Origin of the sequence: Sulfodiicoccus acidiphilus, from assembly GCF_003967175.1 — an archaeon.
In the GTDB taxonomy this organism is placed as follows: domain Archaea; phylum Thermoproteota; class Thermoprotei_A; order Sulfolobales; family Sulfolobaceae; genus Sulfodiicoccus; species Sulfodiicoccus acidiphilus.
In genome coordinates, this window is the sequence record NZ_AP018553.1 from 255,223 (window position 1) to 279,772 (window position 24,550).

The 24,550-nt window shown below is 48.9% G+C and carries 35 protein-coding genes and 1 pseudogene; 34 read left to right on the forward strand and 2 right to left on the reverse strand.

The features are described from left to right. The first annotated feature begins 134 nt into the window (after nt 1-134). Entirely contained in the window at nt 135-2,345 is a 2,211-nt protein-coding gene (locus HS1genome_RS01445) for an elongation factor EF-2 (protein WP_126449194.1), read from the forward strand. Between the two features lie 4 nt (nt 2,346-2,349). Next, entirely contained in the window at nt 2,350-3,066 is a 717-nt protein-coding gene (locus HS1genome_RS01450) for an HAD family hydrolase (RefSeq protein ID WP_126449195.1), read from the forward strand. On the opposite strand, the gene HS1genome_RS01455 is transcribed toward HS1genome_RS01450, so the two are convergent. Beyond that, the gene (locus HS1genome_RS01455; RefSeq protein ID WP_126449196.1) at nt 3,049-3,867 is read right to left on the reverse strand and encodes a hypothetical protein; all 819 of its coding nucleotides are present in this window, start codon (nt 3,865-3,867) and stop codon (nt 3,049-3,051) included. The two genes, HS1genome_RS01450 and HS1genome_RS01455, sit on opposite strands and share 18 nt — an antisense overlap. 26 nt (nt 3,868-3,893) lie before the next feature. After that, entirely contained in the window at nt 3,894-4,325 is a 432-nt protein-coding gene (locus HS1genome_RS01460; RefSeq protein ID WP_126449197.1) for a hypothetical protein, read from the reverse strand. Between the two features lie 9 nt (nt 4,326-4,334). Between HS1genome_RS01460 and HS1genome_RS01465 the strand changes: the two genes are divergently transcribed. The 32 genes and pseudogenes from HS1genome_RS01465 to cmk all read left to right on the forward strand — a co-directional run bounded on the left by HS1genome_RS01465 (nt 4,335) and on the right by cmk (nt 24,546). Further along, nucleotides 4,335-4,946: a DUF447 domain-containing protein gene (locus HS1genome_RS01465; RefSeq protein ID WP_126449198.1), complete on the forward strand. Its 612-nt coding sequence runs from the start codon at nt 4,335-4,337 to the stop codon at nt 4,944-4,946. After that, nucleotides 4,921-5,934, forward strand: a complete 1,014-nt coding sequence (locus HS1genome_RS01470) for an isocitrate/isopropylmalate dehydrogenase family protein (RefSeq protein WP_126449199.1) — start codon at nt 4,921-4,923, stop codon at nt 5,932-5,934. The genes HS1genome_RS01465 and HS1genome_RS01470 overlap by 26 nt, the downstream gene beginning before the upstream one ends. 95 nt (nt 5,935-6,029) lie before the next feature. Then, nucleotides 6,030-9,179, forward strand: coding sequence for an isoleucine--tRNA ligase (ileS, locus tag HS1genome_RS01475; protein WP_126449200.1), 3,150 nt, complete (start codon nt 6,030-6,032; stop codon nt 9,177-9,179). Then, complete coding sequence (locus tag HS1genome_RS01480) at nt 9,180-9,938, forward strand: putative RNA uridine N3 methyltransferase (RefSeq protein ID WP_126449201.1); 759 nt, start codon at nt 9,180-9,182, stop codon at nt 9,936-9,938. Nucleotides 9,939-9,983: 45 nt separating this feature from the next. Then, complete coding sequence (locus HS1genome_RS01485) at nt 9,984-11,015, forward strand: 50S ribosomal protein L3 (protein WP_126449202.1); 1,032 nt, start codon at nt 9,984-9,986, stop codon at nt 11,013-11,015. Beyond that, the gene (gene rpl4p, locus HS1genome_RS01490) at nt 11,012-11,812 is read left to right on the forward strand and encodes a 50S ribosomal protein L4 (protein WP_126449203.1); all 801 of its coding nucleotides are present in this window, start codon (nt 11,012-11,014) and stop codon (nt 11,810-11,812) included. The genes HS1genome_RS01485 and rpl4p overlap by 4 nt, the downstream gene beginning before the upstream one ends. Continuing rightward, nucleotides 11,809-12,060 (forward strand): 50S ribosomal protein L23, encoded by a 252-nt coding sequence (locus tag HS1genome_RS01495; RefSeq protein ID WP_126449204.1) that lies wholly within the window; start codon nt 11,809-11,811, stop codon nt 12,058-12,060. The genes rpl4p and HS1genome_RS01495 overlap by 4 nt, the downstream gene beginning before the upstream one ends. 12 nt (nt 12,061-12,072) lie before the next feature. Further along, nucleotides 12,073-12,797: pseudogene (locus tag HS1genome_RS01500) on the forward strand (50S ribosomal protein L2). After that, nucleotides 12,787-13,209 carry a 30S ribosomal protein S19 gene (locus HS1genome_RS01505; protein ID WP_126449205.1) on the forward strand — a complete coding sequence of 141 codons (423 nt, stop codon included), beginning with the start codon at nt 12,787-12,789 and terminating at the stop codon, nt 13,207-13,209. The pseudogene HS1genome_RS01500 and the gene HS1genome_RS01505 overlap by 11 nt, the downstream one beginning before the upstream one ends. A gap of 3 nt (nt 13,210-13,212) precedes the next feature. Then, a complete protein-coding gene (locus HS1genome_RS01510; protein WP_126449206.1) occupies nt 13,213-13,686 on the forward strand; it encodes a 50S ribosomal protein L22 in 474 nt (157 codons plus the stop codon). A gap of 1 nt (nt 13,687) precedes the next feature. Next, on the forward strand, nt 13,688-14,386 hold the full coding sequence (locus HS1genome_RS01515; protein WP_126449207.1) for a 30S ribosomal protein S3: 699 nt from the start codon (nt 13,688-13,690) through the stop codon (nt 14,384-14,386). Continuing rightward, nucleotides 14,367-14,576 (forward strand): 50S ribosomal protein L29, encoded by a 210-nt coding sequence (gene rpmC / locus HS1genome_RS01520; protein WP_126449208.1) that lies wholly within the window; start codon nt 14,367-14,369, stop codon nt 14,574-14,576. Before HS1genome_RS01515 ends, rpmC begins: the two co-directional genes overlap by 20 nt. Next, nucleotides 14,563-14,820 carry a ribonuclease P protein subunit gene (locus HS1genome_RS13265; RefSeq protein ID WP_126449209.1) on the forward strand — a complete coding sequence of 86 codons (258 nt, stop codon included), beginning with the start codon at nt 14,563-14,565 and terminating at the stop codon, nt 14,818-14,820. Before rpmC ends, HS1genome_RS13265 begins: the two co-directional genes overlap by 14 nt. Beyond that, the gene (locus HS1genome_RS01530; RefSeq protein WP_126449210.1) at nt 14,817-15,149 is read left to right on the forward strand and encodes a 30S ribosomal protein S17; all 333 of its coding nucleotides are present in this window, start codon (nt 14,817-14,819) and stop codon (nt 15,147-15,149) included. Before HS1genome_RS13265 ends, HS1genome_RS01530 begins: the two co-directional genes overlap by 4 nt. A gap of 4 nt (nt 15,150-15,153) precedes the next feature. Further along, a complete protein-coding gene (locus HS1genome_RS01535; protein WP_126449211.1) occupies nt 15,154-15,570 on the forward strand; it encodes a 50S ribosomal protein L14 in 417 nt (138 codons plus the stop codon). A 10-nt stretch (nt 15,571-15,580) separates the two neighbouring features. Beyond that, nucleotides 15,581-15,982, forward strand: a complete 402-nt coding sequence (rplX, locus tag HS1genome_RS01540) for a 50S ribosomal protein L24 (RefSeq protein WP_126449212.1) — start codon at nt 15,581-15,583, stop codon at nt 15,980-15,982. 23 nt (nt 15,983-16,005) lie between these two features. Further along, nucleotides 16,006-16,743: a 30S ribosomal protein S4e gene (locus HS1genome_RS01545; protein WP_229768141.1), complete on the forward strand. Its 738-nt coding sequence runs from the start codon at nt 16,006-16,008 to the stop codon at nt 16,741-16,743. Between the two features lies 1 nt (nt 16,744). Continuing rightward, complete coding sequence (locus HS1genome_RS01550; RefSeq protein ID WP_126449214.1) at nt 16,745-17,272, forward strand: 50S ribosomal protein L5; 528 nt, start codon at nt 16,745-16,747, stop codon at nt 17,270-17,272. 1 nt (nt 17,273) lies between these two features. Further along, nucleotides 17,274-17,438: a 30S ribosomal protein S14 gene (locus HS1genome_RS01555; RefSeq protein ID WP_126449215.1), complete on the forward strand. Its 165-nt coding sequence runs from the start codon at nt 17,274-17,276 to the stop codon at nt 17,436-17,438. Nucleotides 17,439-17,442: 4 nt separating this feature from the next. Further along, nucleotides 17,443-17,844, forward strand: a complete 402-nt coding sequence (locus tag HS1genome_RS01560; RefSeq protein ID WP_126449216.1) for a 30S ribosomal protein S8 — start codon at nt 17,443-17,445, stop codon at nt 17,842-17,844. A gap of 10 nt (nt 17,845-17,854) precedes the next feature. After that, complete coding sequence (locus HS1genome_RS01565) at nt 17,855-18,394, forward strand: 50S ribosomal protein L6 (protein WP_126449217.1); 540 nt, start codon at nt 17,855-17,857, stop codon at nt 18,392-18,394. Nucleotides 18,395-18,396: 2 nt separating this feature from the next. After that, on the forward strand, nt 18,397-18,783 hold the full coding sequence (locus tag HS1genome_RS01570; protein WP_126449218.1) for an eL32 family ribosomal protein: 387 nt from the start codon (nt 18,397-18,399) through the stop codon (nt 18,781-18,783). A 6-nt stretch (nt 18,784-18,789) separates the two neighbouring features. Further along, a complete protein-coding gene (locus tag HS1genome_RS01575) occupies nt 18,790-19,236 on the forward strand; it encodes a 50S ribosomal protein L19e (RefSeq protein ID WP_126449219.1) in 447 nt (148 codons plus the stop codon). Between the two features lies 1 nt (nt 19,237). Next, nucleotides 19,238-19,825 carry a 50S ribosomal protein L18 gene (locus HS1genome_RS01580; protein WP_126449220.1) on the forward strand — a complete coding sequence of 196 codons (588 nt, stop codon included), beginning with the start codon at nt 19,238-19,240 and terminating at the stop codon, nt 19,823-19,825. Next, nucleotides 19,825-20,469, forward strand: a complete 645-nt coding sequence (locus HS1genome_RS01585) for a 30S ribosomal protein S5 (protein ID WP_126449221.1) — start codon at nt 19,825-19,827, stop codon at nt 20,467-20,469. The genes HS1genome_RS01580 and HS1genome_RS01585 overlap by 1 nt, the downstream gene beginning before the upstream one ends. Before the next feature lie 2 nt (nt 20,470-20,471). Continuing rightward, complete coding sequence (locus tag HS1genome_RS01590; RefSeq protein WP_373286764.1) at nt 20,472-20,903, forward strand: uL30 family ribosomal protein; 432 nt, start codon at nt 20,472-20,474, stop codon at nt 20,901-20,903. 12 nt (nt 20,904-20,915) lie between these two features. Then, complete coding sequence (locus HS1genome_RS01595; RefSeq protein ID WP_126449223.1) at nt 20,916-21,353, forward strand: uL15 family ribosomal protein; 438 nt, start codon at nt 20,916-20,918, stop codon at nt 21,351-21,353. 16 nt (nt 21,354-21,369) lie between these two features. Next, nucleotides 21,370-22,761, forward strand: coding sequence for a preprotein translocase subunit SecY (gene secY / locus HS1genome_RS01600; RefSeq protein ID WP_126449224.1), 1,392 nt, complete (start codon nt 21,370-21,372; stop codon nt 22,759-22,761). Then, nucleotides 22,761-23,354, forward strand: coding sequence for an adenylate kinase (locus HS1genome_RS01605; RefSeq protein ID WP_126449225.1), 594 nt, complete (start codon nt 22,761-22,763; stop codon nt 23,352-23,354). Before secY ends, HS1genome_RS01605 begins: the two co-directional genes overlap by 1 nt. Nucleotide 23,355: 1 nt before the next feature. Continuing rightward, nucleotides 23,356-23,802, forward strand: coding sequence for a hypothetical protein (locus HS1genome_RS01610; RefSeq protein WP_126449226.1), 447 nt, complete (start codon nt 23,356-23,358; stop codon nt 23,800-23,802). Between the two features lie 31 nt (nt 23,803-23,833). Further along, nucleotides 23,834-24,016 carry a hypothetical protein gene (locus HS1genome_RS13270; protein WP_373286765.1) on the forward strand — a complete coding sequence of 61 codons (183 nt, stop codon included), beginning with the start codon at nt 23,834-23,836 and terminating at the stop codon, nt 24,014-24,016. Beyond that, entirely contained in the window at nt 24,016-24,546 is a 531-nt protein-coding gene (gene cmk, locus HS1genome_RS01620; protein WP_126449228.1) for a (d)CMP kinase, read from the forward strand. The genes HS1genome_RS13270 and cmk overlap by 1 nt, the downstream gene beginning before the upstream one ends. Nucleotides 24,547-24,550: the final 4 nt, after the last annotated feature.

A 24,550-nucleotide genomic window follows, 5' to 3' on the forward strand; every position in this document is an offset into this window, starting at 1 on the left:
GAGGGAAGCTAGAAAGTAGGTATGGAAATGTCACTCTCATTACAGTGAACCAACACAATCCGTCTCCACATACATTGAGATAAACATTTATAACGTCGTGTTCTCAATGCGCTTGCTACATTCGGTGGTAAGGTTTGCCTCGATACAAGACCGTTGAACAGATCTTGGCTCTTATGAAGGATAGGACGAGAGTGAGGAACATTGGTATCATAGCTCACGTTGATCACGGGAAGACTACTACTAGCGATCAGCTCCTAGCCTCTGCTGGGATAATTTCCCCTAAAGTAGCTGGAGAGGCGCTCGCTCTAGACTACCTTAAGGTAGAGCAGCAGAGGGGTATAACGGTTAAAGCCGCCAACGTCAGCCTTTATCATGAGGTCGACAACAAAGGCTACGTGATAAACCTGATCGACACCCCTGGACACGTGGACTTCAGTGGCAGGGTAACTAGGAGTCTCAGGGTCCTAGACGGATCTATAGTGGTAGTAGACTCCGTTGAAGGAGTCATGACTCAAACTGAAACTGTCCTTAGACAAAGCCTCGAGGAGAGGGTAAGACCCATTCTATTTATAAATAAAGTCGATAGGTTAGTCAAGGAACTCAAGCTAGGTCCACAGGAGATGATGCAGAAGCTGTTAGGGATAATCAGAGAGGTCAACAACATGATAGATATGTACGCTGAACCAGACTTCAAGGAAAGATGGAAAATAAATCCAAACGCTGGAAACGTGGTCTTTGGTTCAGCGAAGGACAAGTGGGGTTTCAGCGTTCCGATGTCACAGAAGAAAGGGATAGGAATGAAGGACGTAATAGCTGCGTACACGGCCCCAGATAAGACCAAATTGAACGAACTAGCTCAACAAGTTCCCATCGACGAGGCTTTGTTAGATGCGGTCATAAGATTCGTACCGGACCCGGTAGAGGCACAGAAGTACCGAATCCCGAAGATATGGAAAGGAGATCTGGACAACGAGCTAGCGAAGGCAATGCTTTCGGCAGACATGAATGGTCCAGTGGTTATGATGATAACTGACATGAAAGTCGACCCACACGCTGGATTAGTGGCAACGGGAAGAGTCTTCTCTGGAACCGTGAGGCCTGGTCAAGAAGTGTGGCTAGTCAACGCGAAGACTCCTCAGCGCACTCTCCAAGTGAGCCTCTACATGGGACAAACTCGGGAGCTAGCGGAAGAAATACCGGCTGGCAATATAGCTGCTGTGCTCGGACTTGACAAGGCGAGGTCAGGAGAGACGCTCCTGGATGTAAGGTTCAAGGATCTCCAAGGGAGCTTCGAGCGTCTCCATTACGTCTCTGAACCCGTGGTTACCATAGCTGTAGATCCACAGAACCCCAAGGATTTAGCGAAAATGATAGATGCCCTCAGAAAACTGAGCATCGAAGATCCGAACTTAGTGGTCAAGATAAACGAGGAGACGGGAGAGTATCTGTTATCTGGAATGGGCTTCCTACACCTCGAGGTCTCCTTACAACTTCTTAAGGACAATTATGGTATAGAGGTGAAAACTACTCCGCCTATAGTTGTCTACAGGGAGAGCGTGAGAAATAAGAGCCAAGTATTCGAAGGAAAATCCCCAAACAAACACAATAAAATGTATATAAGTGTAGAACCTCTTAACGACAAGACTGTGGAGCTGATAGCAAGTGGAACCATTAAGGAGAATATGGAGCCTAAGGAAATGGCAAAGACGTTGAGAGACCAGGCGGGCTGGGACTACGAGGAGGGAAAGAGAATAGTTGCGTTCGACGAGAATCTAAATCTGTTCGTAGATATGACGAGCGGTATACAACACTTGAGGGAAGTCATGGACACCCTTATTCAAGGTTTCAGGTTAGCCATGAGGGAGGGGCCTCTAGCCCACGAACCTGTAAGAGGACTGAAGGTTGTACTTCATGATGCTGTCATACACGAGGATCCAGCGCATAGAGGTCCAGCACAGCTTTACCCAGCTGTCAGAAATGCTATATTTGCGGGCTTCCTGTCGGCTAGACCTACCTTATTGGAGCCCATTCAGAAGCTAGACATAAGGATACCAATGGAGTTCATGGGTAACGTGACCGCAGTGCTGAGTAGAAAGAGGGGAAAGATCCTTAATGTAGTGCAGACTGAGAACTTGGCCCGTATAATGGCCGAGATACCAATAAGCGAGTCCTTTGAGCTGGCCGGTGAGTTAAGAGGAGCAACCGCAGGAAGGGCGTTCTGGGGAACCGAGTTCAGTCGGTGGGCGCCGGTGCCGGATGCTATGCTAGGTGACACTGTAGTGAAGATAAGGGAACGGAAAGGTCTACCTAAGGAATTGCCGAAGGTGGAGGACTTTCTATCCTGAGGAACTGAGCGAGGGCCGCGGTCTCTTTTCCTCGGTCAAGGCGGTCCTCTTTGACTACGATGGTACTTTGGTGGACTTCGAGTCTAGTTCCACCCAGGCCCTGAAGCTCGTCGCCAAGGAGGCAACCGAATATCTTAGGGAAATCGGGGACTTCAAGCTGAGTTTGGAGGAGAAAATGCTTGCTATAGCAAAAGACCTGGACGCCTCGGGAGTCTACGATAGAGTTCTCTGGTGGGAGAAGGCGTTGGAGGAACTCAACCTGAAGGCCGACCCCGAGCTTCTCTTCGAATGGACATCTCTATACTGGTCAGTGGCTAGCAAGAACGAACCATATGAGGACGCTCTAGACGTAGTGGAGTACCTTAAAAGGAAAGGCTACAAGCTTGGGCTGGTCACTAACACTGACGGACGTGGGGGAAATAAGTTGAAGAGAGTCTCAAGTTTTCCACTAATATCTGCATTCGATTTAATCTTAATAGGTGGAGAAAACGATCTAAAACCTAAGCCGAACCTCCAAATTTTCGTGGAGGCCTGCGAGAGGTTAGGGGGGGCGGGAGAGTGGTGTGTTATGATAGGCGACGACCCTGTAAAGGACACCATCCCCGCCAAGAAGGCAGGGATCTTGAGCGTATTGGTCGATAGAAGGGGAATTCACAGGAACCCTGAACTCTATGCCGACTTCGTTGTTTCTAACTTGAAGGAACTAGAGGATCTCCTTTAGCCCCGCCTCCAAGAACTCCAAGTACTCCTCGGTCCACGCTTTAACGAGCTCCCTCGCGTAGACGTTCCACCTCCTCAGGTCAAGATTAGGGTCCCAGTTAACCTGATGTCCACTATCTAAGTAGATCGACTTTCTTAGAATCCTTGCCCTATTAACAGCCACCACCTTGTGGAACGGGATCACCACGGCTCTCTCTCCAGTGGCTTGCATAGCCCCGTGGAGTCTGTTGAAAAGGCGTACGGTAGACTCGCGATCAGCGACGTCGTAAAGGTTGAGCAATCTGGCTTTGAGTTCCACAGGAAGGAGCGAAGCGGTCTCCCTCAATTTTCCCTTGACCTCTTCGAAGGACAGCTTAACGTCTTTCCTAATGAGGTCCCGTAGACTCTCTAAGGACGGTCCAACTGATGGAACCCCTCTTCTGAACAACGGGAAACAGTCGCCGTACGGATCTACGGAATTCGACCCTATCCACATAAGTCCGGGGGAGCCATAAGACCCTCCTAGCTCTGGGCTCAAGTCCACACAGAGTTTGATATCGTTCACGGTAGAGTTTCTCATTAAGAACTCCATTCCCCACGACCTCGGGAAGGGATGTAGTGCTCCTCGAGATGGTACACTTAATGCATGAATCCTATACTGCCCAGCATCCAATTTAGAGAGATGAGCCTCCATCCACTTATCGCTCTCTCCCAGCCATCTATCGTGATGCGTCACTACGTAAATGGATTCGTCAGATTTTCCATTCCTTACTGCTTCAACGAGCTTTGCGGTCGCGTTTGGATTGAGTCTAGTCCTCACCACCACTTCACACCTACCTATTAACTTATCTAGCTCCTTTTCTTGAGTAAATAGAATAGGCTGAGGAAAGGGGGACAGGGGAAAGTTCCTAGAGGAGGACAATTGTATACCGGGAGACGGGCTAGCCCCTCTTCTAACCCAATAACGACAATTTCGCCGTCCAACCCGCTTGGGCGCAGCCATTCGATTTCTCTCTGGCTTAGTTTGATCCTTCTGATTTCAGACTCAGCGATCTTCCCCTCGAAAGAAGGAGACATGGGTGCTGACTTAACTTCTAACTTCCCTCCTTCACATATCAATGATGCTTCCTCTTCTTCCCACCCTACTACTGGGACGCTCCTCTCCCTGACTTCGTCCCAATCTTCCCACAATTTCCTTATTTCCCTCACCAGCCTTGCTTCCGCCTTAGAGCCTGGAGGAACCTCCATTAAGTCAGAAATTCCTTTTGGTTGACTGTCCATATTTATCGTATGAGAAACGAATATCTAGACAAAATATTTCCTCATGATGGGATCTTCGAGATCCTTCTCGGTACCACCGGCGTTAGGCCCAACCTTTCCCCCATCGGTATCAGAAGAGAGGGAGAGAGCTTAAGGATTAAAGTATATGAGGGGACCCTCACTTTGTCTAACCTCAGGCTCAATCCCAAGTGCACGATAAACGTAACTTCCAGTCCAGAGGCATTCTTCAGATGGTTAGCAGGGGAGGATATTCCGTCTCATTTCATACAAGGGATCCCTTACTTACCTGGCACCACCTCTCTGCTCGCAACAAGCAGCGAGGAGGGAGGAAATCCACCAACTTTCGTTCTTTCCGTAGGTGAACTAGTCTCCACCTCACTTCCCTCTGCATATAGTAGGGGGGATTCTTTATTTATAGATCTTCTAGTACACTCTACTAGGCTGGAGATTTTCGACGAGCATATGTTCAGATTAATGCTGCCCGTTATGAAGTATGAATTGGAAACCACAAGTAGATTGTCTCCTCAGTTGAGGCCTTTGGTGGAGAAGTTAGAAAAGGAAATAAGAGAAGTCGTGCGTAGAAGAAGTGGGAGATTTGGCAGTGAGGATAGCCTTGATTAGAGGAGACGGTGTGGGCCCGGAGGTGGTGGAAGCCTCTCTTCCCGTAATAGAGAAGCTGAATCGCTCCTACAAGCTTGGGCTCGAGTTCGTGGATGTTGAGGCCGGGGACGGAGCTCTTCGTAGACGAGGGGATCCCCTGCCTCAGGAATCCCTTAAGGAGATAGAGAAAGCTGATGTGGTTCTGAAGGGTCCAGTGGGAGAGACGGCCAAGGACGTAATAGTGAGGTTAAGGCAGATGTACGATATGTACGCAAACGTTAGGCCCGCATTCAGTATACCGGGTTTGGCCTCTAAATTTGAGGGAGTTGACCTCGTAGTAGTGAGGGAGAACACTGAGGACCTGTATAAGGGTGTGGAGCAGATGGTAGCAGACGACGTCGCTGTTGCCCTCAAGATCGTCTCTAGGAAGGCGTCAGAAAGGATAGTCAAGTTCGCAGCTGACATGGCTAGGACAAGGAGAAGGAAAGTGACGTGTGTTCACAAAGCTAACGTCATGAAGGTTACTGACGGTCTGTTTGCATCGGCCTGCAGGTCCCTCAAAGGCACAGACGTCCAGCTCGAGGAAATGTATGTTGACGCGGCCGCTGCCAATCTTGTGAGGAAACCACAAGCCTTCGACGTCATAGTGACTACCAACGTTTATGGTGACATTCTGAGTGATGAAGCGAGTCAGATAGCGGGCAGTTTGGGTATAGCACCCTCTGCTAACTTGGGAGAGAGGAAGTCCCTTTTCGAGCCCGTTCACGGTGCAGCCTTCGATATAGCTGGAAAGGGAGTCGCCAATCCAACCGCGTTTCTGCTTTCTGTTGGTATGATGTTGGAGCACATAGGAAACCTAGGGAACGATCATCGGTTTCTAAAAGCCTCCATATCGCTTAGGGAGGCGATCTTGCGAGTTTACTCGTCTGGGAGGAAACTCACCCCAGACGTTGGTGGTTCAGCGTCCCTCGCAGACATGGCTAACGAAATCGCTCAGTTCCTAGTTTGACGAATCATCCTTTTCATCGCTTGCACCCGTCATCATCGGCTTACGGTTCTCGTTTTGTTTGTTAAGGCATCAATCTTATAGTTACTCCTGTCGAGATGGGAAATCGGTGGTTTAAATTATCTGGGAAGGCCGTAGGTTCGCTTTCGAACAAGTTCGATCCTCTTGAAATCGAGAGGCAGGTTTCAGAGTATTGGGAAAGGGAACAGATATACCGCAAACTGAAGACAGTCAGCTCCAAGAGGGCCAAACGCTTCCTCTTCTTGGACGGCCCACCTTACACTTCTTCTCCTGTGCCTCACATAGGGACGGTATGGAACAAGGTACTGAAGGACTCGATCCTGAGATTTATGAGACTGAGAGGTCTCAACGTATGGGATAGGCCAGGCTACGATTGTCACGGCTTACCTATTGAAGTGGCAATGGAGAGAAAGCTCGGCATAAAGACCAAGACTGAGATTGTGGAGAAGATAGGTGTAGAGCGGTTCGTGAGCGCTTGCTCCGAATTTGCTAAGGAGAACGCCGCGTCCCTCAGCGTGGCCTTCAGGGACGTTGGTGTCTTCATGGACTGGGAAAACCCTTACATGACTCTGTCGGACGAATTCATAAGCAGGTCTTGGAGGGTGATAAAGGCAGCCCACGAGAAGGGACTTCTGGAAAGGAGCCTGCACGTAGTAAGCTGGTGTCCACGTTGCCAAACCACCTTGGCTGACTACGAGACAGAGTACAAGGAACTCAAGGACCCCTCAATTTACGTTAAGTTTAAGGTAGTAGGAGAACAGGATCTCTCGCTTCTCATATGGACAACTACGCCCTGGACTATACCAGCTAACGTGTTCGTGATGATTAATGGGGAGCAGGAGTACGCCGAGGTGAGAGTGGGCAAGGACAGACTGATCATCGCCTCTGCCAGAGTTGAGCCCGTAATGAAAGAGGCCGGCGTAAGCAACTACGTTGTAGTAAGGAGGTTCAGTGGAAAGGAATTGGTTGGCGTCAAATACGTCCATCCACTTGGTGACGTAGTTCCGGCCCAAGCTAAAGCAGAGCAGTTTCACTTCGTAATAGACGCTGGAGTAAGCGTCTCGATGGATGAAGGAACTGGACTAGTTCACTCAGCCCCAGGGCATGGGGCAGAGGACTACGAACAGGGTCTTAAGATAGGCGCCCCCGTGATCATGTTGGTGAACGAGGACGGCACGATGACAAGTGATGCGGGTAAGTATGCTGGGATCCAGGCTAGGGAGGCCTCAGAAATAGTGCTTTCAGATCTCAGGTCCGTTGGAGCTTTGTTCCATTCCTCACACATTCACCACAACTACCCCACCTGCTGGAGATGTCATACGCCGGTCTTGCTGAGAGCGACCAAACAGTGGTTCATAAAAGTGACGAAGCTGAAGGAACAACTTAAGGACGAAACTGGAAAGGTTAACTGGATACCTTCTTGGGCTAAAGTAAGGATGTCCAACTTCTTGGACGAACTGAGAGATTGGGTAATAAGTAGACAGAGATTCTGGGGGAACCCTTTACCTATATGGGAATGTAATGATTGTGGCCATCTGATCGTGGTTGGTGACGCCTCAGAGCTTGCGTCGTTATCCTCATTTCACCCTAAAGAGCTTCACAGACCTTGGATAGACGAGGTCAGATTGAAGTGTCCTAAGTGTGGCGGTGAGGCGACGAGAGTTCCCGACGTCGCGGATGTATGGTTCGACAGCAGTGTGGCCTTCTACGCACAAGGAGAGTGGGCGGAGAGCGATAAGGCCGACCTGATACTCGAGGGAACGGATCAGCTTAGGGGTTGGTTCTTCAGTCTCCTTAGATCTGGAGTTATTCTTACAGGTACTTCTCCATATCGGAACGTTCTGGTACACGGTTTCATGTTAGACGAGCAAGGTAGGGAAATGCATAAGAGCCTAGGTAACTATGTCGAGCCCTCTGCCGTGACGTCTACTTTCGGTAGGGACGTCCTGAGATTGTGGCTACTTAAGAACATAGTATGGGAGGACGTGAAGTTCTCTTTCAAATCACTAGAGTTGGCCAAGAGGCAGCTGCAGGTGGTATGGAATACCTTTGTGTTCGCTTCCGTCTACATGTCGTTAGACTCATTCGACCCGACTCAGGTCAAAATGGACCCAAGCGAGCTAACTAGAAAGGAGGATAGATGGATAGTTTCTAGGTATAACAGTATGCTCAAGGAGTTCTACTCAGACATGGAACAGTACAAAGTGCATGAAGCAGTGAATAGGCTCTTCGACTTCTTAGTGGAGGACGTCAGTAGGTTCTACCTTAGGTTAGCTAGAAAGAGAGCATGGGTCGAGGGACAGGATAAGGACAAACTGATTATGTATGCGGTCCTCTACAAGGTGCTCAGGGGGTGGTTGATTCTCGCATCGGTCGTGACTCCCTACGTAACGGAGAAGATCTATAGGGAGTTCGTTCCAGATCCGCTCCCCTCTGTAAGCATGGAAACGTCTCCAGAGGTGGAGGAACGATATATCGACAGGAACTTAGAAGAGTCTATAGCTCTGGCTAGGGAGATCGCTGAGGCGGGCCTCAACGCTAGGGCAAAGGGCAAACTCAAACTCAGGTGGCCACTCAAGAAGGCTCTAGTCTTCCTCACGGACAGGACGGCCTTAGATAAGCTGAGAGAAGTCGAGGACATAGTTAAGTCAACTCTCAACGTGAGGGAGATAGAGATAGTTAGCGATCAGATGGACGTAGTTAAGTTGAAGGCCCATCCCAATCCTTCTACCTTAGGAAGGGACTTCAGGACTAAGGCCAAGGAGCTCGTAACTTACATAGAGTCCAACCCTTACAAAGTGGCTGAGGACATCGTGAAGTTCGGAAGTCACGAAGTAGAACTGAACGGAGTCAGGTACCTGGTAACTAGGGACCACGTGAGGATAGGGGAGGAGCTAGCTGCGGGGCTAGTTTACGCGGAGTTTGATGGTGGTGCGGTGGCCTTAAGTTCGCAGGTGAGTCAAGAAGAAGAAGAAGAGGGCATAATAAGAGACGTTGTCAGGAGGGTGCAGTTTATGAGAAAGAAACTAGCTCTCAACGTGGAGGATAACATAAAACTGAGCATAACTCCACCACATGAAAGAATGGAGGCCTTGAAGAGGTGGACTGAGTACGTTAAGTCGGAGACTCGTAGCATAGAGGTGACACTAGGTGAGGCCGCTGGAGAGCTAGTAATGGAGTGGGACATTGAGGGAGAGACCTTCATTATAGGAATTTCTAGGGCGTGAATGAATTTGTTTTTCGCTCCTCCCAGAAGGGGCAGGCTTTCCGTTGCGCTTCCTCTATCTTCTCCCCTGGTGAAGGGAACTGGTCCCTCCTTGTCATGTAAATTGAGTCAGGTGCTTAGGGCGGCCGCTGCCTTCAGGGTCTCGGAGCTTATGTGGGTGGATGATATTAACGATGAGTCGAAGCGAAGGAAAGTCAGGCTGATGATAGATTACGCCCTTTCTCCACCTTATTCTAAAAGGTACTTTCCGCTGACACCTGACCTATCCAACGCGGCTCTCATGGATCCCATCCAAGTTCCCACACACCCAGATAGGGCTGTACCAGTAGAAGGAGAGGTGAGGCTAGGGGTTAAGTCAGGAAACCGCGTGGACTTTGGAGTAGGGAAGAGATTCAAGAAGGAGCCTGGGCTCTACGTTGTCACAGATTCCCTAAGACTAAAGTTTCGTCCTGTGAAGGATTTGGTATATCTCGGTCCGCGGGTCAAATTCCTAAAGTTTCAGGAATTGATTAAACTGCCAGGCTTGGTATTAGGTTCTAGGAGTTGCGGAAACCCACTGCTGGACTCCGATAGGTTAGTCGAAATATTTGAGAGAGAGGGGCTCACATTATTCCTCGGGCCCCCTCAAGGAGGACTTCTTAAAGAGAGTGGATGGAGAGGACTTTGCTACAACTTCTTGCCTGAACAGGGCGTCAAAGATGTGAGAACAGAAGAAGCCTTGTGGGCCTCTCTCTCCATTCTAAATGTTATCCTCCAATAGTTTTTTAAGGCTTCTCCACGTGGTGAGCCGAAAGAGGAGAGGCTAATGGGTCATAGGAAGCTGTCCTCGCCGAGGAGAGGTTCGTCAGGCCTTAGACCTAGGAAGAGGAGTAATGAGTTGTTGCCGTCGCCTAAGTCGTGGCCGACGGTGAAGGCGGATTCCCCATTGTTGTTGGGTTTCGTTGGTTATAAGGCAGGTATGACGCACGTGTTCATGATAGATGATAGGCCTAATTCCCCAAATCTAGGAAAGGAGATATTCGTTCCCGTGACTGTTATAGAGACCCCACCTTTGATCCCGTTGGCTGTGAGGGGATATACCATCGATGGAAGAGGGGAGTTACAAGCCTTGACGGAGTACTGGATAAAGCCACCTAAGGAGCTTGACATTAAGAGGAAGATATTCTCCTTTAATTACTCCGAGACACGCGCGAGAGAGTCCTTAGACGAGCTTTCTTCTAAGTTAGAGAGAATGAAAGTATTGAGGGTAGTAGCAGCCACTCAACCTAGATTGGTTCCAGGACTCGGCAAGAAGAGACCTGATGTGGTTGAGATCCAGGTGACCGGAGGACAGCTAAAAGCTCAGTTAGACTACGTGCTTAGCTTGTTGGGAAAACCATTGGAAGTTAAGGACGTCCTTAAAGAAGGGCAACTGGTGGATTTGATAGGAGTGAGTAAAGGCAAGGGATTTCAGGGTGCGATAAAGAGGTTCGGTGTGATGGAGCTGCCGAGGTGGCACAAACACAGGAAAGGGAGCAGAAAGGTAGGAACTAGGGGACCATCGCCAGGAACTCCCAGTTATACTCCCCAACCTGGACAACTCGGCTACTTCAGGAGGACGGAGTTCAACAAGAGGATCCTAAAAATATCTAACAACGTGGAGGAAGTGAACCCCAAGGGCGGCTTCATTAGTTACGGTCTTGTCAGGAACTGGTACGTATTAATTGAAGGTAGTGTTATAGGAACCAAGAAGAGGCCGATCTTCATGCGTTACCCGATTAGACCCACTTGGGAACCTAGATCGATTCCGCAGTTCACCTACGTAAGTACTCTAAGTAAGCAGGGTGTTGGAATTTGACTTGGTTGGAAACAGTAGAGAAATCTGTTCCCCTTTACGATCTACAGGGATCCAAGGTAGGGGAGGTTAAGCTTCCTAACCTATTTTCCTTCCCGGTCAGGAAGGACATAATAAGGAGGGTTTATATCTCCTCTCTAACGAAAAAACTACAACCCAAGGGAAGGGATCCCATGGCAGGGAGGAGGACACCAGCTTCGAGCTTTGGAATCAACTTAGGAATGGCTAGAATTCCGAGAGTAAGCGGTAGTGGAGAGGGTGCCCTAGCTCCTAACACGGTTGGTGGAAGGCTTGCCTTTCCTCCTACGCCGAGGAAGGAGTTGGCCGAAAATGTGAACAGGAAAGAGGTCAGGTTGGCTCTTATTTCCGCGCTAAGTGCGACCTCTGACTTGTCCTCGGTGAGAGCTAGGGGTCATAAGTTCTCTGGAGACGTATTACCTATAGTTATAAGGGATGACTTCGAGGGTATGAGAACCACTGTGGAGGCGCTAGAAGTGTTAGAGGAACTGGGACTGAAGGAGGATCTTAACAGGGCTAAGGATGGAATAAAAATCCGAGCAGGTAAAGGTAAGATGCGCGGTAGAAGGTACGTATGTCCTAAGAGTATACTAGTTGTGATCGGAAAAGACGATGCTCCGTTGAGGCGTTCCTTAAGAAACGTCCCTGGAGTGGACGTAGTTAGCGCAAGGGTAGTAGGGGTCATACACCTAGCGCCAGGAGGACAACCAGGCAGGTTGACAGTCTACACAGAGTCAGCTTTAAGTAAACTAACACAGCGATTAGGGGGTGGCCTCCAGTGAGTCTCATAAGAAGTGGGCTCAACACGGAAAAGGCAATAAGGTTGATCGAGAAAGAAAACTCCATCACCTTACTAGTTGATAGAAAGGCCACTAAGGGAGAAGTCAAGAAAGAAGTCGAGTCCCTCTTCAATGTGAAGGTTGAAAAGGTTCGACTCTTGATCACCCCGACTGGGGAGAAGAAGGCCTACATTAAGTTGAAGAAGGAGTTCAAGGCCAGCGAGGTGGCCGGGAAGTTAGGAGTATTGTGAGGTGAGTGAGGAGTGGGGAAGAAGTTAAGACAGCAGAGGGCAGGAAGAGGTACTCCTACCTTTGTTACTCCCGAAGCCCATAGAATTGGAGCTGTAAGATATCCACGGATCAACGAAAAGATGAATGGGAAGGTGGAGGACATAGTCCATGCCCCTGGAATGAACGCTCCGATAGCTTTGATAAGGCTAGATAACGGTTTGACCTTCTTTAACCAAGCGGTAATGGGAACCCATGTGGGACAGAGGATCGAGTTTGGTTTCGGTGCTAAAGCGAGCTCCGGTAATATCGTCAGGGTAGGAGACGTCCAGGAAGGGACGAACCTCTGCAACATAGAGATAGTAAACGGAGATGGGGGAAGTTGGCTAGGTCGGCTGGTGGATACGCCGTGGTTGTTGGGAGGAGTGGAACTAAAGTAATTTTACGTCTGCCTTCAGGCAAAGTTATGGAGGTAAGTGAAGACGCTAGAGCCACTGTGGGAGTTGTGGCTGGAGGAGGTGCCTCAGAGAAACCGCTCCTTAAGGCAGGGGCGTCCTACTACAAGTACAAGAACAAAGCTAAAAAGTGGCCCACAGTTAGGGGAGTTGCGATGAATGTTGTTTCTCATCCTCATGGAGGAGGTCTTCACCCTAGCGTTAGTAGGTCAAGTACAGTGAGTCGGAATGCCCCGCCTGGGAGGAAGGTGGGCCACATAGCAGCGAAGAGGACAGGAAGGAAGGTGGGAGAGAGTGGTGCCTGACATTCCACCTGAGTGGCGTAAGTTCAAGTACAGAGGTAAGACGATCGATGAGTTAATGGCCATGCCAATGGACGAATTCATAAAGATGCTACCGTCAAGAAAGAGGAGATCCCTGAAGAGGGGATTCACTGAGCAGCAAAGGAATCTCCTAGAGAAAATAAGGACATATAGGAGAGACCCTAAGCAGGGAAAGTCCATCAGGACTCACGTGAGGGACATGGTGATATTACCTGAGATGGTTGGATTGAAGTTCGCAGTCCACAATGGTAAGGAATTCGTGGAATTCGTGGTGTCTCCAGAGATGATAGGACACTATCTAGGGGAATTCTCCTCACCCATAAAGAAGGTGGAACACGGAGAGCCTGGACTGAAGGCAACTAGGTCCAGTCTATTCTTAGCTATGAAGGGATGAAAGATGCCAGAGTGGACATACCCTGACCTAGGAATAGATGAGTTTAAGCTGGCTAAAGCGGTAGGAAGAGATCTCAGTATATCTCCTAAGGATGCTTACAATGTCTGTAAGGCCATTAGGGGAATGAAGTTGAGTGAGGCGAAAAAGTTCTTAGAGGAAGTGATTGCGAAGAGAACACCAATACCTTATTATAGATACAACAAGAGGACCTCCCACAAAAGCGGTCTCAACCAGAGGTGGGGGGTTAAGAGCGGGAGATACCCCGTCAAGGTAGCGAGGGAATTAAACAAATTACTTACTAACGTTGAGGCCAACGCCGCAGGGAAGGGGCTAGACGCTGACTCCTTGAAACTGGTTCACGTAGCTGTGCACAAAGGGATAGTCATGAAGAGATACATGCCTAGAGCGTTCGGCAGATCGACCAAGAAGTACAAGAGAACCAGCACCTTAGAGGTGGTGGCGGCGGAGGTAGAATAGTATGGTTAAGATAAAGCAGTACTTCCTACAAAGGGCGATCACTAAGACAATGGTGGACGAGTATTTAGCGAAGCAGTTCTATAGGGCAGAGTACTCTGGGGTAGAGATAGCAAAGACGCCAATGGGAACCAGGGTGATAATATACGCCGGCCGCCCGGCAATGATAATAGGAAAGGGCGGTAAGAGCATAAAGCAGCTCTCTCAAGTCCTGGAGAGATATTTCAAATTGGAGAATCCTCAAATAACTGTCGTCAACGTGGAGAAGCCCGAGCTCAACGCTAGGATTATGGCATTCAGACTAGCCCAGAATCTGGAGAAAGGATTCCAATTCAGGAGGGCTTCGTTCATAACAATGAGGAAGATAATGGGGGCTGGTGCAGTAGGTGCCGAGATAGTTGTGAGCGGGAAGCTAACTACTGAGAGGGCGAGGTATGAGAAATTGAAGGAAGGTCAGGTTTACAAGACAGGGGGTCAGTTGGACACCGTAGTAGATAGGGCAATCGCAACAGCGCTACTTAAGCCTGGTATATTTGGTGTTGAAGTGGTAATAACTAAGCCGGTTAGGTCCGTGGACAAGATTCTGCCCAAGAGCCCAGAGGAAGTTAAAGTAGAAAGCAAAGAGGAAGGAGGTGTGACTGTAACCAACGTTAAGTTCATAGAGGAAGGAGGTGCGAGCCAAAGTGCCACTGAAAGTCAGTGAACTGGAGCAGCTCCCACCTGAGGAACTGAAGAAGAGGATGGAAGATCTTGTCCTTCAACAGGTGAGGCTTAGGGCTCAAGCCAGAATGGGTTCGCTAAAGGAGACCTCGTCGATAAGGAATGTTAGAAAGGATATAGCGAGGATAGAAAGTGTGTTGGCTAAAAAGAGGGGAAGAAATGAAAGGTTGTGACTTTAACGGAAAGTGGTTGGAAGTCTTGGGTCATAGCGACCCGACTTTGAGAGGAGTTCAGGGTACAGTGATATGGGAAGGTGAACGAACCTTCAGAGTCCTTGCTAACGGCCACACTAAGACATTAATGAAATATCCTGGATTTTTTGTCCTAGAGGATGGCCACTCTCGGCTGAAGATAGATGGCGCTTCTCTTCAGTCGAAGATTTCGAACAGAATTGTTAGGAGGAGATGTAGAAATTGAGTCTAGGAGTTAGAAAAGTGGGCGTGCCTGGAGTCGCGCAGCCCTCGAAAATATGTGAGGATGTCCTCTGTCCATTTCACGGACACCTGAAGGTGAGAGGAACTTTCATAGAGGGAAGTCTGATAAAGATGAGAGGCACCAGGTTCGGAACCGTGCAAAGAACCTACACATATTATAACAAGAAGTACAAACGATACGAGAGAAGGAGGAGTAAGATACACGTGAGGGTTCCAGACTGTCTGGAAGTGAGAGAGGGAGATAGAGTGATAATAGGGGAAACGAGGCCACTCGCCAAGTCAGTATCCTTCGTGGTCCTAGGGAAGAGGTGAGACGATGCCCGAGAAAATGCAGATGTTGGGAGCGAGGAAAGGGTATACTCCAGCAATACAGCACAACTCAATGGTGGTCGTTGCAGACAACAGCGGGGCCAAGCTAGCAAAGGTGATCGGAATATATGGATATAGAGGAGTCCTCAGGAGAGTACCTTTCGCCAATATAGCTGACTTAGTAATGGTGTCGGTGAGAAGGGGGACTCCAGATGTAAGAAAGCAGAAGTTTAAGGCAGTAGTAATAAGGCAGAGAATGCCTTTCAGGAGGCCTGATGGTACTTGGATGTCCTTTGAGGACAACGCGGTGGTAATAGTTAATCCTGACGGTACACCAAAAGGTTCGGAAATAAGGGGCCCAGTAGCCAGAGAGGCAGCAGAAAGGTGGCCCAAGATATCCAGTTTGGCCACCATAATAGTATAGGTGATTCGAGATGAACTCCAGTTCTCCTAGGAAGCAGAGGAAACTACTCTACACTTCTCCCAAACATTTGAGGACGAAGTTGTTGACGGCTAAGGTGTCAGATGAGCTATCTAACCAATATGGCATATCTAGAATAAAGGTAAGGAAGGGAGATACCGTGAAGGTGTTAAGGGGAACCAACGTTGGCTTCGAAGGAAAGGTAAACTCCGTCGACACTAAGTCGGGATTCGTAATGATCGAAGGGCTTACGAGGAAGAAAGTCGATGGGACACCGGTTTTCGTAAAGATCAGGGCCTCCAACTTAGTGGTTACTAAACTCGACATGAGTGATCCGTTGAGGAGGAAGAGCATTGAAAGGAAGGCGGAGCAACGGAAGCTTTTTATGAGAAGTGAGGCTCAGAATGGTAGCTAAAAAGGTGAGACTCTTTGGCGAAAATGGGCAATAGTACATACAGGACAAGGCATGCCGCGCCTAAGTTCGTTCCTGTGGGTAAGAAGGAGAGTAAGTGGTACGTTAGGACTTCCCCAGGCCCTCATTCAGCCTCAAGAAGCATACCTTTGGGTTCAGTCCTCAGGGACTCACTTAAGGTGGCTTCCACTATGACCGAGGCGCGGAAGTTAATAGCTGCTGGTGCAGTGTTGGTTGACGGGAGAGCGATCAAGGACTACAAGTTTCCGATAGGCCTCATGGACATCATTTCCTTTCCTTCAGCCGGCCAACATTACAGGGTGGTCCCAGATCCGATCAAATACCTGAAGCTGATACCCATCTCAGGTGAGGAGGCAAGGTTCAAGTACGTCAGGGTGATCGGAAAGGTAATGACAAATAAGTCCATGATTCAGATAAATCTAGAGGACGGTAGGAACATAAGGACCTCTATGGAAAAGTATAGGACCGAGTTGCAGGTCGACACGTTCACTACACTTAAGCTAAACTTGGAAGACGGTTCGGTGATCACCAAGTTCGAGCTGAAGGAGGGGAGCTACGCAGTGGCCGTGGCTGGAAGGAACGTCGGCCTACACGGAAGGATAAGCGAAATAAGGACATCACCGTTCAAGTCAAAGAGGGACTCCCTAGTCACGGTGGAGTCAAGCAATAAGGACTCCTTCCAGACGAGGGTGATAAACATCATGGCTATAGGTGGAAAGTCTCCAGACGTGAGGCTAGATTGACATGACTGAGCAATTGGTTCAGGAAAATCCGATGAGGAGAATAAGGATAGTGAAAGTAACTGTGAACATAGGGATAGGAGAGCCTGGAGAAAGGCTCAACAGAGCCTTTTCTCTATTAGAGGAGCTCACTCAATCTAAACCCGTTATGACGAAGGCCAAGAGGAGCATAAGGGACTTCGGCGTGAGGAAAGGTACCTCAATAGGCGTTAAAGTCACCTTAAGAGGGAAGAAGGGAATGGAATTTCTTAGGAGGGCCCTAGAGGCCTTAGGGAACAAAGTCAAGAGCTCTAGTTTCGACGATTACGGAAACTTCTCCTTCGGTATAGCTGAGCATACTCTGCTTCCAGGTACTAGATACGATCCGGAGGTAGGTATATTCGGCATGGATATTGCAGTAACCATGGAGAGGCCGGGTTATAGGGTTATGAGGAGAAGAGCAAAGCCTTCCAAAATTCCAAGGAGGCACAGGGTTAACAGAGAGGAAGCCATAGAGTTCTTCAAGAAAGAGCTAGGTGTTGAGGTGTCGTAAAGTGGCCAAGTACAAACCACCTGTTGAGAGAAAATACGGGAAGGGGGTCCAAGCTTGCAGGAGGTGCGGGAGCAGGGATAGCGTAATCCAGAAGTACAACCTGTACCTCTGTAGGCAGTGTTTTAGGGAAGTGGCGTATTCTGTTGGTTTCAAGAAGTTGAGGTGAAAGGATGGTCGTGATAAATCCGGTAGCAAATGCGTTAACTTCGCTCTACAACAACGAGTCTAGAAGAAATAGGCAGGCAGTGATATCTCCGGCTTCTAAGCTTATCATAAACGTGTTGAGGGCGATGCAGAAAGAGGGCTACGTAGGTGAGGTAGAGCAGGTAGACGATGGGAGGTGGGGGAAAATAGTTGTGCAGCTTCAAGGGCGCATAAACAAGTGTGGGCCTGTGACTCCTCGTTATCCCCTAACCTATAGAGACATGATAAACCTACCAACTTACGTCAGGAAGTATCTCCCCTCTAAGGAAATAGGTATCATAATTGTATCCACCTCTAAGGGAGTTATGTCTCACAAGGAGGCAGCTCGCCTTAGAATAGGGGGAGTTGCGCTGGGTTACGTGTATTGAGGTGATGTCGATGCAGTTAGCTTACGTAAAGGAAGAGGTTCAAATTCCGCAGAACGTGGCCGTTCACCTTGAGGGAAAAGTTCTCAGGGTGAAGGGAAGTAAGGGGGAGATAACTAGGGACTTCAGCTTCGCTAAAGGGATTGAAATTCGACTTGATGGTAACAAAGTGATCTTCGAAGCTACATTTCTTGACAAGAGGAAGAAAGCCCTCTTCTATTCTGTAATATCACACGTTAAGAATATGTTCAGAGGAGCTTCTGAGGGCTATGTGTACAAACTAAAGGTACTTCAGACTCACTTTCCTATGAGCGTAAAGGTGGTAAAGGACGTGGTTCAGATAACCAACCTGATAGGTGAGAAGAACGTCAGGAAGGCCTCTATCCTAGAGGGAGTGAAGGTGACTGTGAAGGGAGATGAAATAGTAGTGGAGGGAAGCGACTTGGAGAGGGTTGCACAGACGGCCGCCAACATAGAGCAAGCCTCTAAGATAAGGGGATTCGACAAGAGAATATTCGGCGATGGGATATATATAACGAGTAAGGGTGAGTAAGAGTGAGTGAGGAAATCGACTACTTGAGGAAACTTAAGGCTAGGCGCATTAAGGGCCCCACCTTCAGACGTTTCGATTGGGACGAGTACTTTAGAATAGGGCGAAGAGACACTTGGAGGAAACCACGAGGGCTAGACAACGGGATGAGGCTGAGGCTAAAGGGATATCCCCCTAGCCCAGATCCTGGCTACAGAACCCCTGTAATAATTAGAGATCTTCATCCCACTGGGTTGAGAATAGTTAAGGTCAGTAACGAGAGGGAACTAGAGTCAATTAAGGATAGCTCAGGGAAGGTGATCGTGGTGCTAGCAGGTTCGTTAGGGTTAAGGAAGAGGATAGTTTTGCTTAATAAGGCCAAGGAATATGGCTTGAGGGTAACCAACGGGTGAGTAGTGATGAGGTTACAGAGGAGATTGGCTTCCCAAGTGAAGGGTGTTGGAAGGAACAGGATCAAGTTTCCCGTCTCACAACTCGAGGAAATTGAGGATGCCTTAACTAGGGCCCAAGTAAAGAGGCTGATAAAGGACGGCGTTATAGTAGTTGAAAAGAAGAGAGGAATATCATCTGCGAGGCTTAAGGAACGTAAGGAGAAGCAGAGAAAGAAGAGTGAGAGGAAAGGTCCTGGAAGTCGAAAGGGAAAGCGCAGGGAAGGCAAAAAGGAAAGATGGGTCTCCACTATAAGAAAGGTTAGGCGTTACTTGAGGTGGTTGAGGGACAACGGCAGGATACCTAGGGAGGTCTATAGGGACTACTACGATAAGTCGAAGGGAGGGGTTTTTAAGAGCGTGGCAGATGTGAGGAGATCTCTCGTTTCTTCGGGCTACCTCAAGGAGGTGACGTGAAGTGAAACAGGGTCCCAATTACAAGTTAAAGCAGAGAAGACGTCGAGAGGGAAAGACTAACTACTACAGAAGGTACACTTATGTGGTATCGGGAGTTGATAGGTTAGTGGTGAGGTTTACTAACAAGGCTATCCTAGTGAGTCTACAGAAATTCGACCCCAAGGGGGACCTCACTGTGGCGAGCGCCTCTTCGTTCGAGTTGGCTAAGAAATATGGCTGGAAGGGCGATCTCAACAACTCGACCGCGGCCTATCTGACTGGTTTTCTCCTTGGAAAGAGGGCCATCAAGGCCGGAGTGAAGGAGGCCGTACTCGACATCGGCAACAGGGTACCTGCTAAGGGTTCAAGGCTCTTTATAGCGACAAAGGGAGTCATTGATTCTGGGCTTACGGTTCCCATGAACCTCGAGGTAGACGAGGGTAGGCTCAGAGGAGAACACGTTGCTAAGTATGCTGAAATGTTAGAGCAACAAGACCCAGAGAGGTTCAAGAGAGTCTTCTCCAAGTACTTTGAGAGAGGACTCAACCCTAAGGACCTTCCCTCTCACTTCAAGGAAGTTTTAAATAAACTAAGCGAGGCGAGTGAGTGATGGGAGAGGAAGTACCTGTAACTAACGTGGAGGAATGGTTGCCGAAGACCACGGTTGGGAAGCTCGTCAAGGAAGGAAAAATAAGTTCCATAAGGGAAATATTTGAAAGAAACTTGACAATACTGGAGCCAGAGATAGTTGATGCGTTGCTCCCCAACTTGAGATACGAGGTGATGGACATAGACATAGTTCAAAGGCAGACCGACGCGGGCGAGATATCCAGGTATAAGGTCCTGATAATAATGGGAAACTTTGATGGCTACGTGGCAATAGGCTCAGGCAAGGCCAAGCAGGTCAGAGTAGCTATACAGAAAGCAATTAGGGACGCCAAGCTGAATGTTATTCCTGTCAGGAGGGGGTGCGGAAGCTGGGAGTGCACCTGCGGACAATCCCACAGCCTCCCATTTAGGGTCAGGGGCAAGGCAGGGAGCGTAGAGGTTGAGCTACTTCCGGCCCCAGATGGAACGGGGCTCGTGGTGGGAGGGCCTCTGAAGACCTTGTTGAACTACGCGGGAATAAAGGATACGTGGTCCTCCACCAGGGGAGAAACAAGAACGAGGGAGAATATGATAAAGGCCGGCTATAACGCTCTATATAATACCTTTAAGTTCGTCACGATAACTGACTGGGCGAGGAGGAGATGAACGTGGAACTATTGGGAGTTGTCAGGATAAGGGGAGTGGCGGGGACGCCCTGGAAGATACAACTGGCTCTAAGTGAGTTGAGACTGCACAGGACCTTCAATGCTACATTCGTTGGCTCGACACCGGCCGTGAAGGGACTGCTGAAGGTGGTGGAACCATACGTCACGTGGGGAGAGCTGGATGAGGAGGTATTTAGGCAAATGGTGTCTAAGTCTTTAGCTAGGCAATTAAGTAAGGAGGAGCTCGAGAAGGTCCTAACTAATATTAGGGAAGGTAAAGTGGAAGGAGATGCTTCTGGTCTGGTAAAGTTACCGGTTAGGCTGCACCCACCAAGTGGAGGCTTTAAGGGCAAGATATCTAGACCTTACAAGGCCCGTGGCGAATTCGGTTACAGAGGAAAGGCCATCAACGAACTTCTCATAAGAATGATGTGAGGTTGAGCCGAAATGGTGATAAGGAAGGAGAAGAAAAGCAGGAGTAAGAGGGGCAGCAGGACTGTAGGTTGGGGAAAAGTGGGCCAGCACAGGGATAGGGGAAGTGAGAGCGGTAGACAGATAGGTATGGGAAAGCACAAGTGGTCGTGGGTAGTTAAGTTTGCTCCGAGGTGGTACGGTAAACACGGATTCAAGAATCCCACTACGGTACCCGTACATGCGATAACATTGAAGGACTTACAGGCTGGTATAGAGTCAGGGAGGTTCAAGTTCAAGGAGGAAGGTGGGAAGAAATTGTTGGATTTATCGGAGCACGGAATTGACAAGGTTATATCCGGTGGAGACTTCTACGCAGGCGGAATCGCAATAAAGGTTGGTGCTATTACCGAGAGGGCGAGGTCCAAGATAGAAGGAGCCGGAGCAGAAGTTATTTTAAACTCCGGCCAGTAAGGCCTATCTGAGCTAGATGGGTCTTATTGAAGCGTTAGCAACGCTTGGGCAGTACTTGCCCGCCGTAACTAAACCTAAGGAGAAGCCGTCTCTCACTGCTAAGCTTCTCTTCAGTGGACTAGGAGTGATAATATACCTACTAATGGCCTCCGTTCCTCTTTACGGAATAACTTCTAGCTCCTTCAACAATTTCCTTTTGGAGCAGGTAGTCTTTGCGTCCACCGCAGGAACGTTAGCCCAGCTGGGCATAGGTCCAATAATCACAGCAGGGTTAATCATGCAGATCTTGGTGGGCTCAAAGCTGATAGATATGGACCTAAATGACACGGACGATAGGTCCAAGTTCACCACGTCTCAGAAGGGTCTCGCCTTCGTTTTCATACTCCTTGAGTCGTTTCTCTTCGGTTACGTCTTGACTATTCACAGCGGAGATCTGAATCTAATGTTCATAGTAGCTGGACAGCTTATCCTTTCCACCTTTGTTATACTTCTTTTGGACGAAATGATCCAGAAAGGATGGGGCCTAGGTTCAGGAGTCAGTCTGTTCATTTTGGCGGGCGTGGCCAAGATAATGTTCTGGGACATGTTTGGGATAGCTGCCGTGCAATCCCAGAACCTACCCGTAGGTTTCTTCCCTTCTCTGGTGTCCTCTCTAGCGAGCGGTGCTGGGCTAGCCAACTTGATAGTGGACGTTACGAAGCCCTTCCAGCCAGACCTAGTAGGTTTCCTCTCTACGATAGTGCTTATAATCTTATTAGTTTACTTAACTGCCATAAACATTAACATTCCAGTCACTAGCCAAAGACTCCGGGGCATAAGGAGGACCATACCCCTCAACTTCCTCTACGTTAGCAGTATACCAGTTATATTCGTTAGCGTCCTAGCCTCAGACATAGGATTGTTTGCCTCCATGGCCTCTTACGTATCTTCCTCAGCAAGTAGCTTTCTAACGCAAGTGGAGAACCTCTTCATTTTCCCACCTCCTACGGACACCACGATCCCCCACAGCGTATACGCAGTAGTCGTTGATCCAGTGGGAGCTGCGATTTACGTCGTAATATTTGTGGTGTTGAGCCTCCTGTTCGGAGTACTCTGGGTCAATGTGGCGGGCTTGGACGCAAGGACGCAGGCGGAGAACCTAATAGAATCTGGGGTGGAGATCCCGGGCATTAGGAGCAATCCTAGGGCTTTGGAGGGACTTCTCGCCAAGTACATAAAGCCCTTAACTTTCTACAGCTCCTTGATTGTGGGAGTGATAGGGTCTGTCGCGACTCTCCTCGGTGTTTACGGTACCGGAGTGGGTCTATTGCTAGCCGTTACGATTGCTATACAGTACTACAGCTTATTGGCCTACGAGAGGTCGATAGAGATGTACCCATTGTTGAAGAGAATAATAGGCGAGGAGTAATGGCGATAGGCATAGTAACTGGTATCCCTGGAGTTGGAAAGACCACAGTACTGGGGAAGGTTGAGGAGTTGCTCTCGAAGAGGGGAGTCAGGTACAAGATAATGAACTACGGTGACTACATGTTGAGAAGGGCGTTGGAAGGCAACTACGTCAAGGACAGAGATCAAATAAGGAAGCTACCCCTAAACATCCAGAAGGAGTTACAACTTCAGGCAGCAAAGGCAATGTACGACGAGGCGCAGGCGTTGGGGGAGGGGGGTGTTGGCTTAGTCGATACTCATGCTGTCGTGAGGACACCACAGGGTTATCTACCTGGGCTCCCGAAGCACATAATTGAAATCCTCGGGCCCAACGTCATCTTTCTAATAGAAGCACCTCCTGCTCTAATCTTAGAGAGACAGAAAAGGGACCAAGGAAGGAGTAGACTCGACTACTCTGAGGAGAGCGTGATCGAGGAGGTGATGCAGTTCGCGAGGTCTTTCGCAGTGGCCTCAGCCACTCTAGTCGGGGCCTCTGTTAAAATAGTGATAAACAGGGAAGGTTCCCCGGAGGAGGCAGCGGCTGAAGTAGTTAAGGTCCTAACGGGAGGGTGAAATGTTACTCTACCTAGTTCTGATCCTCGCCGCCGGAATATTAGGAGATTTTTCTTCCTATCTCCTTTACAGGCTCTATCTTAAAAGGAAAATAGCTTTAGCGTTGGCTCAACTTAACAAGCTGGACGAACGGTTGAGTGTTGTCAGTTCGGTCAAGAGAAAAGAGAGAGTGAAGAGGAAGTTGAGCAAGGACATTCAGCAGACTCAATCAACAGTTTACAAGTACACATTCATGAGGACAATGTACACTCTAGCCATATATATGGTCCTATTTTACGTCGTTATATCCCTCTTGAACTTCCCAGTTAGGTTCCCTTTCTACGTTCCAGCGATAACGATGCTTCAAGGTCACCATTACCTCTTAGTAGGAGGGAGCCTCTTCGTTTTCATAATGGCCTTCGTCCTCTTCAGTCCCCTGGCCCTCAGACAGCCAAACCTATATAGGTAGATATTAACTGCACTCCCTCAGAGGCGTCATGATGAGCAGGAAGTCAAGTAGATCTAGGTCCAATTTGGCTCGGTGCTCTTCTTGTGGAAAACCTCTGAGGGGAGTGAGGGATTCAGGTGCGAAGACCGAAAAGAGGCCTGAGAGGCCCTTTGGCGGCTACCTCTGTCACAGATGTTTAGAGGCCGCAATAAGGGCAGGAGTGAGAGGCGTTTAATGATAATCTCAATAAGTGGACCACCTGGTAGCGGGAAAACGTCTGTAGCTAAAATAGTGGCTTCTCGCCATTCCTTGGAGTTACTGTCAGCAGGTGCGATCTTTAGAGAAATGGCCTCTAGGGCTCACATGGACGTGGTGTCCCTTAACAAAGAAGCTGAAAAGCTCTTTGATATAGACAAACTTGTCGATCAGACGGTTACTAGGAGAGCAGCTCTGGGCAACGTTGTGGTTGAGTCCCACATAAACAGCTGGCTTCTAGTTGGTATCGCGGACGTCCTAGTTTACTTGAACGCTCCACTGCAGGAGAGGGCCAATAGGATAGCCAAGAGGGACGGAATAACTTACGTAGAAGCCCTTAGACAGATACTTGAGAGAGAGAGTAGCCACTACAGGAGGTTCAAGAAATACTACGGGATCGATGCGACTGACCTAAGCTCCTTCGACTTGGTTGTTAACACGGCCAAGGTTAGTCCTGAGGCCGTGGCCGACATGGTGGATAGAGTAATAGGGGAGATAAGCTCCAAGTGAGCTC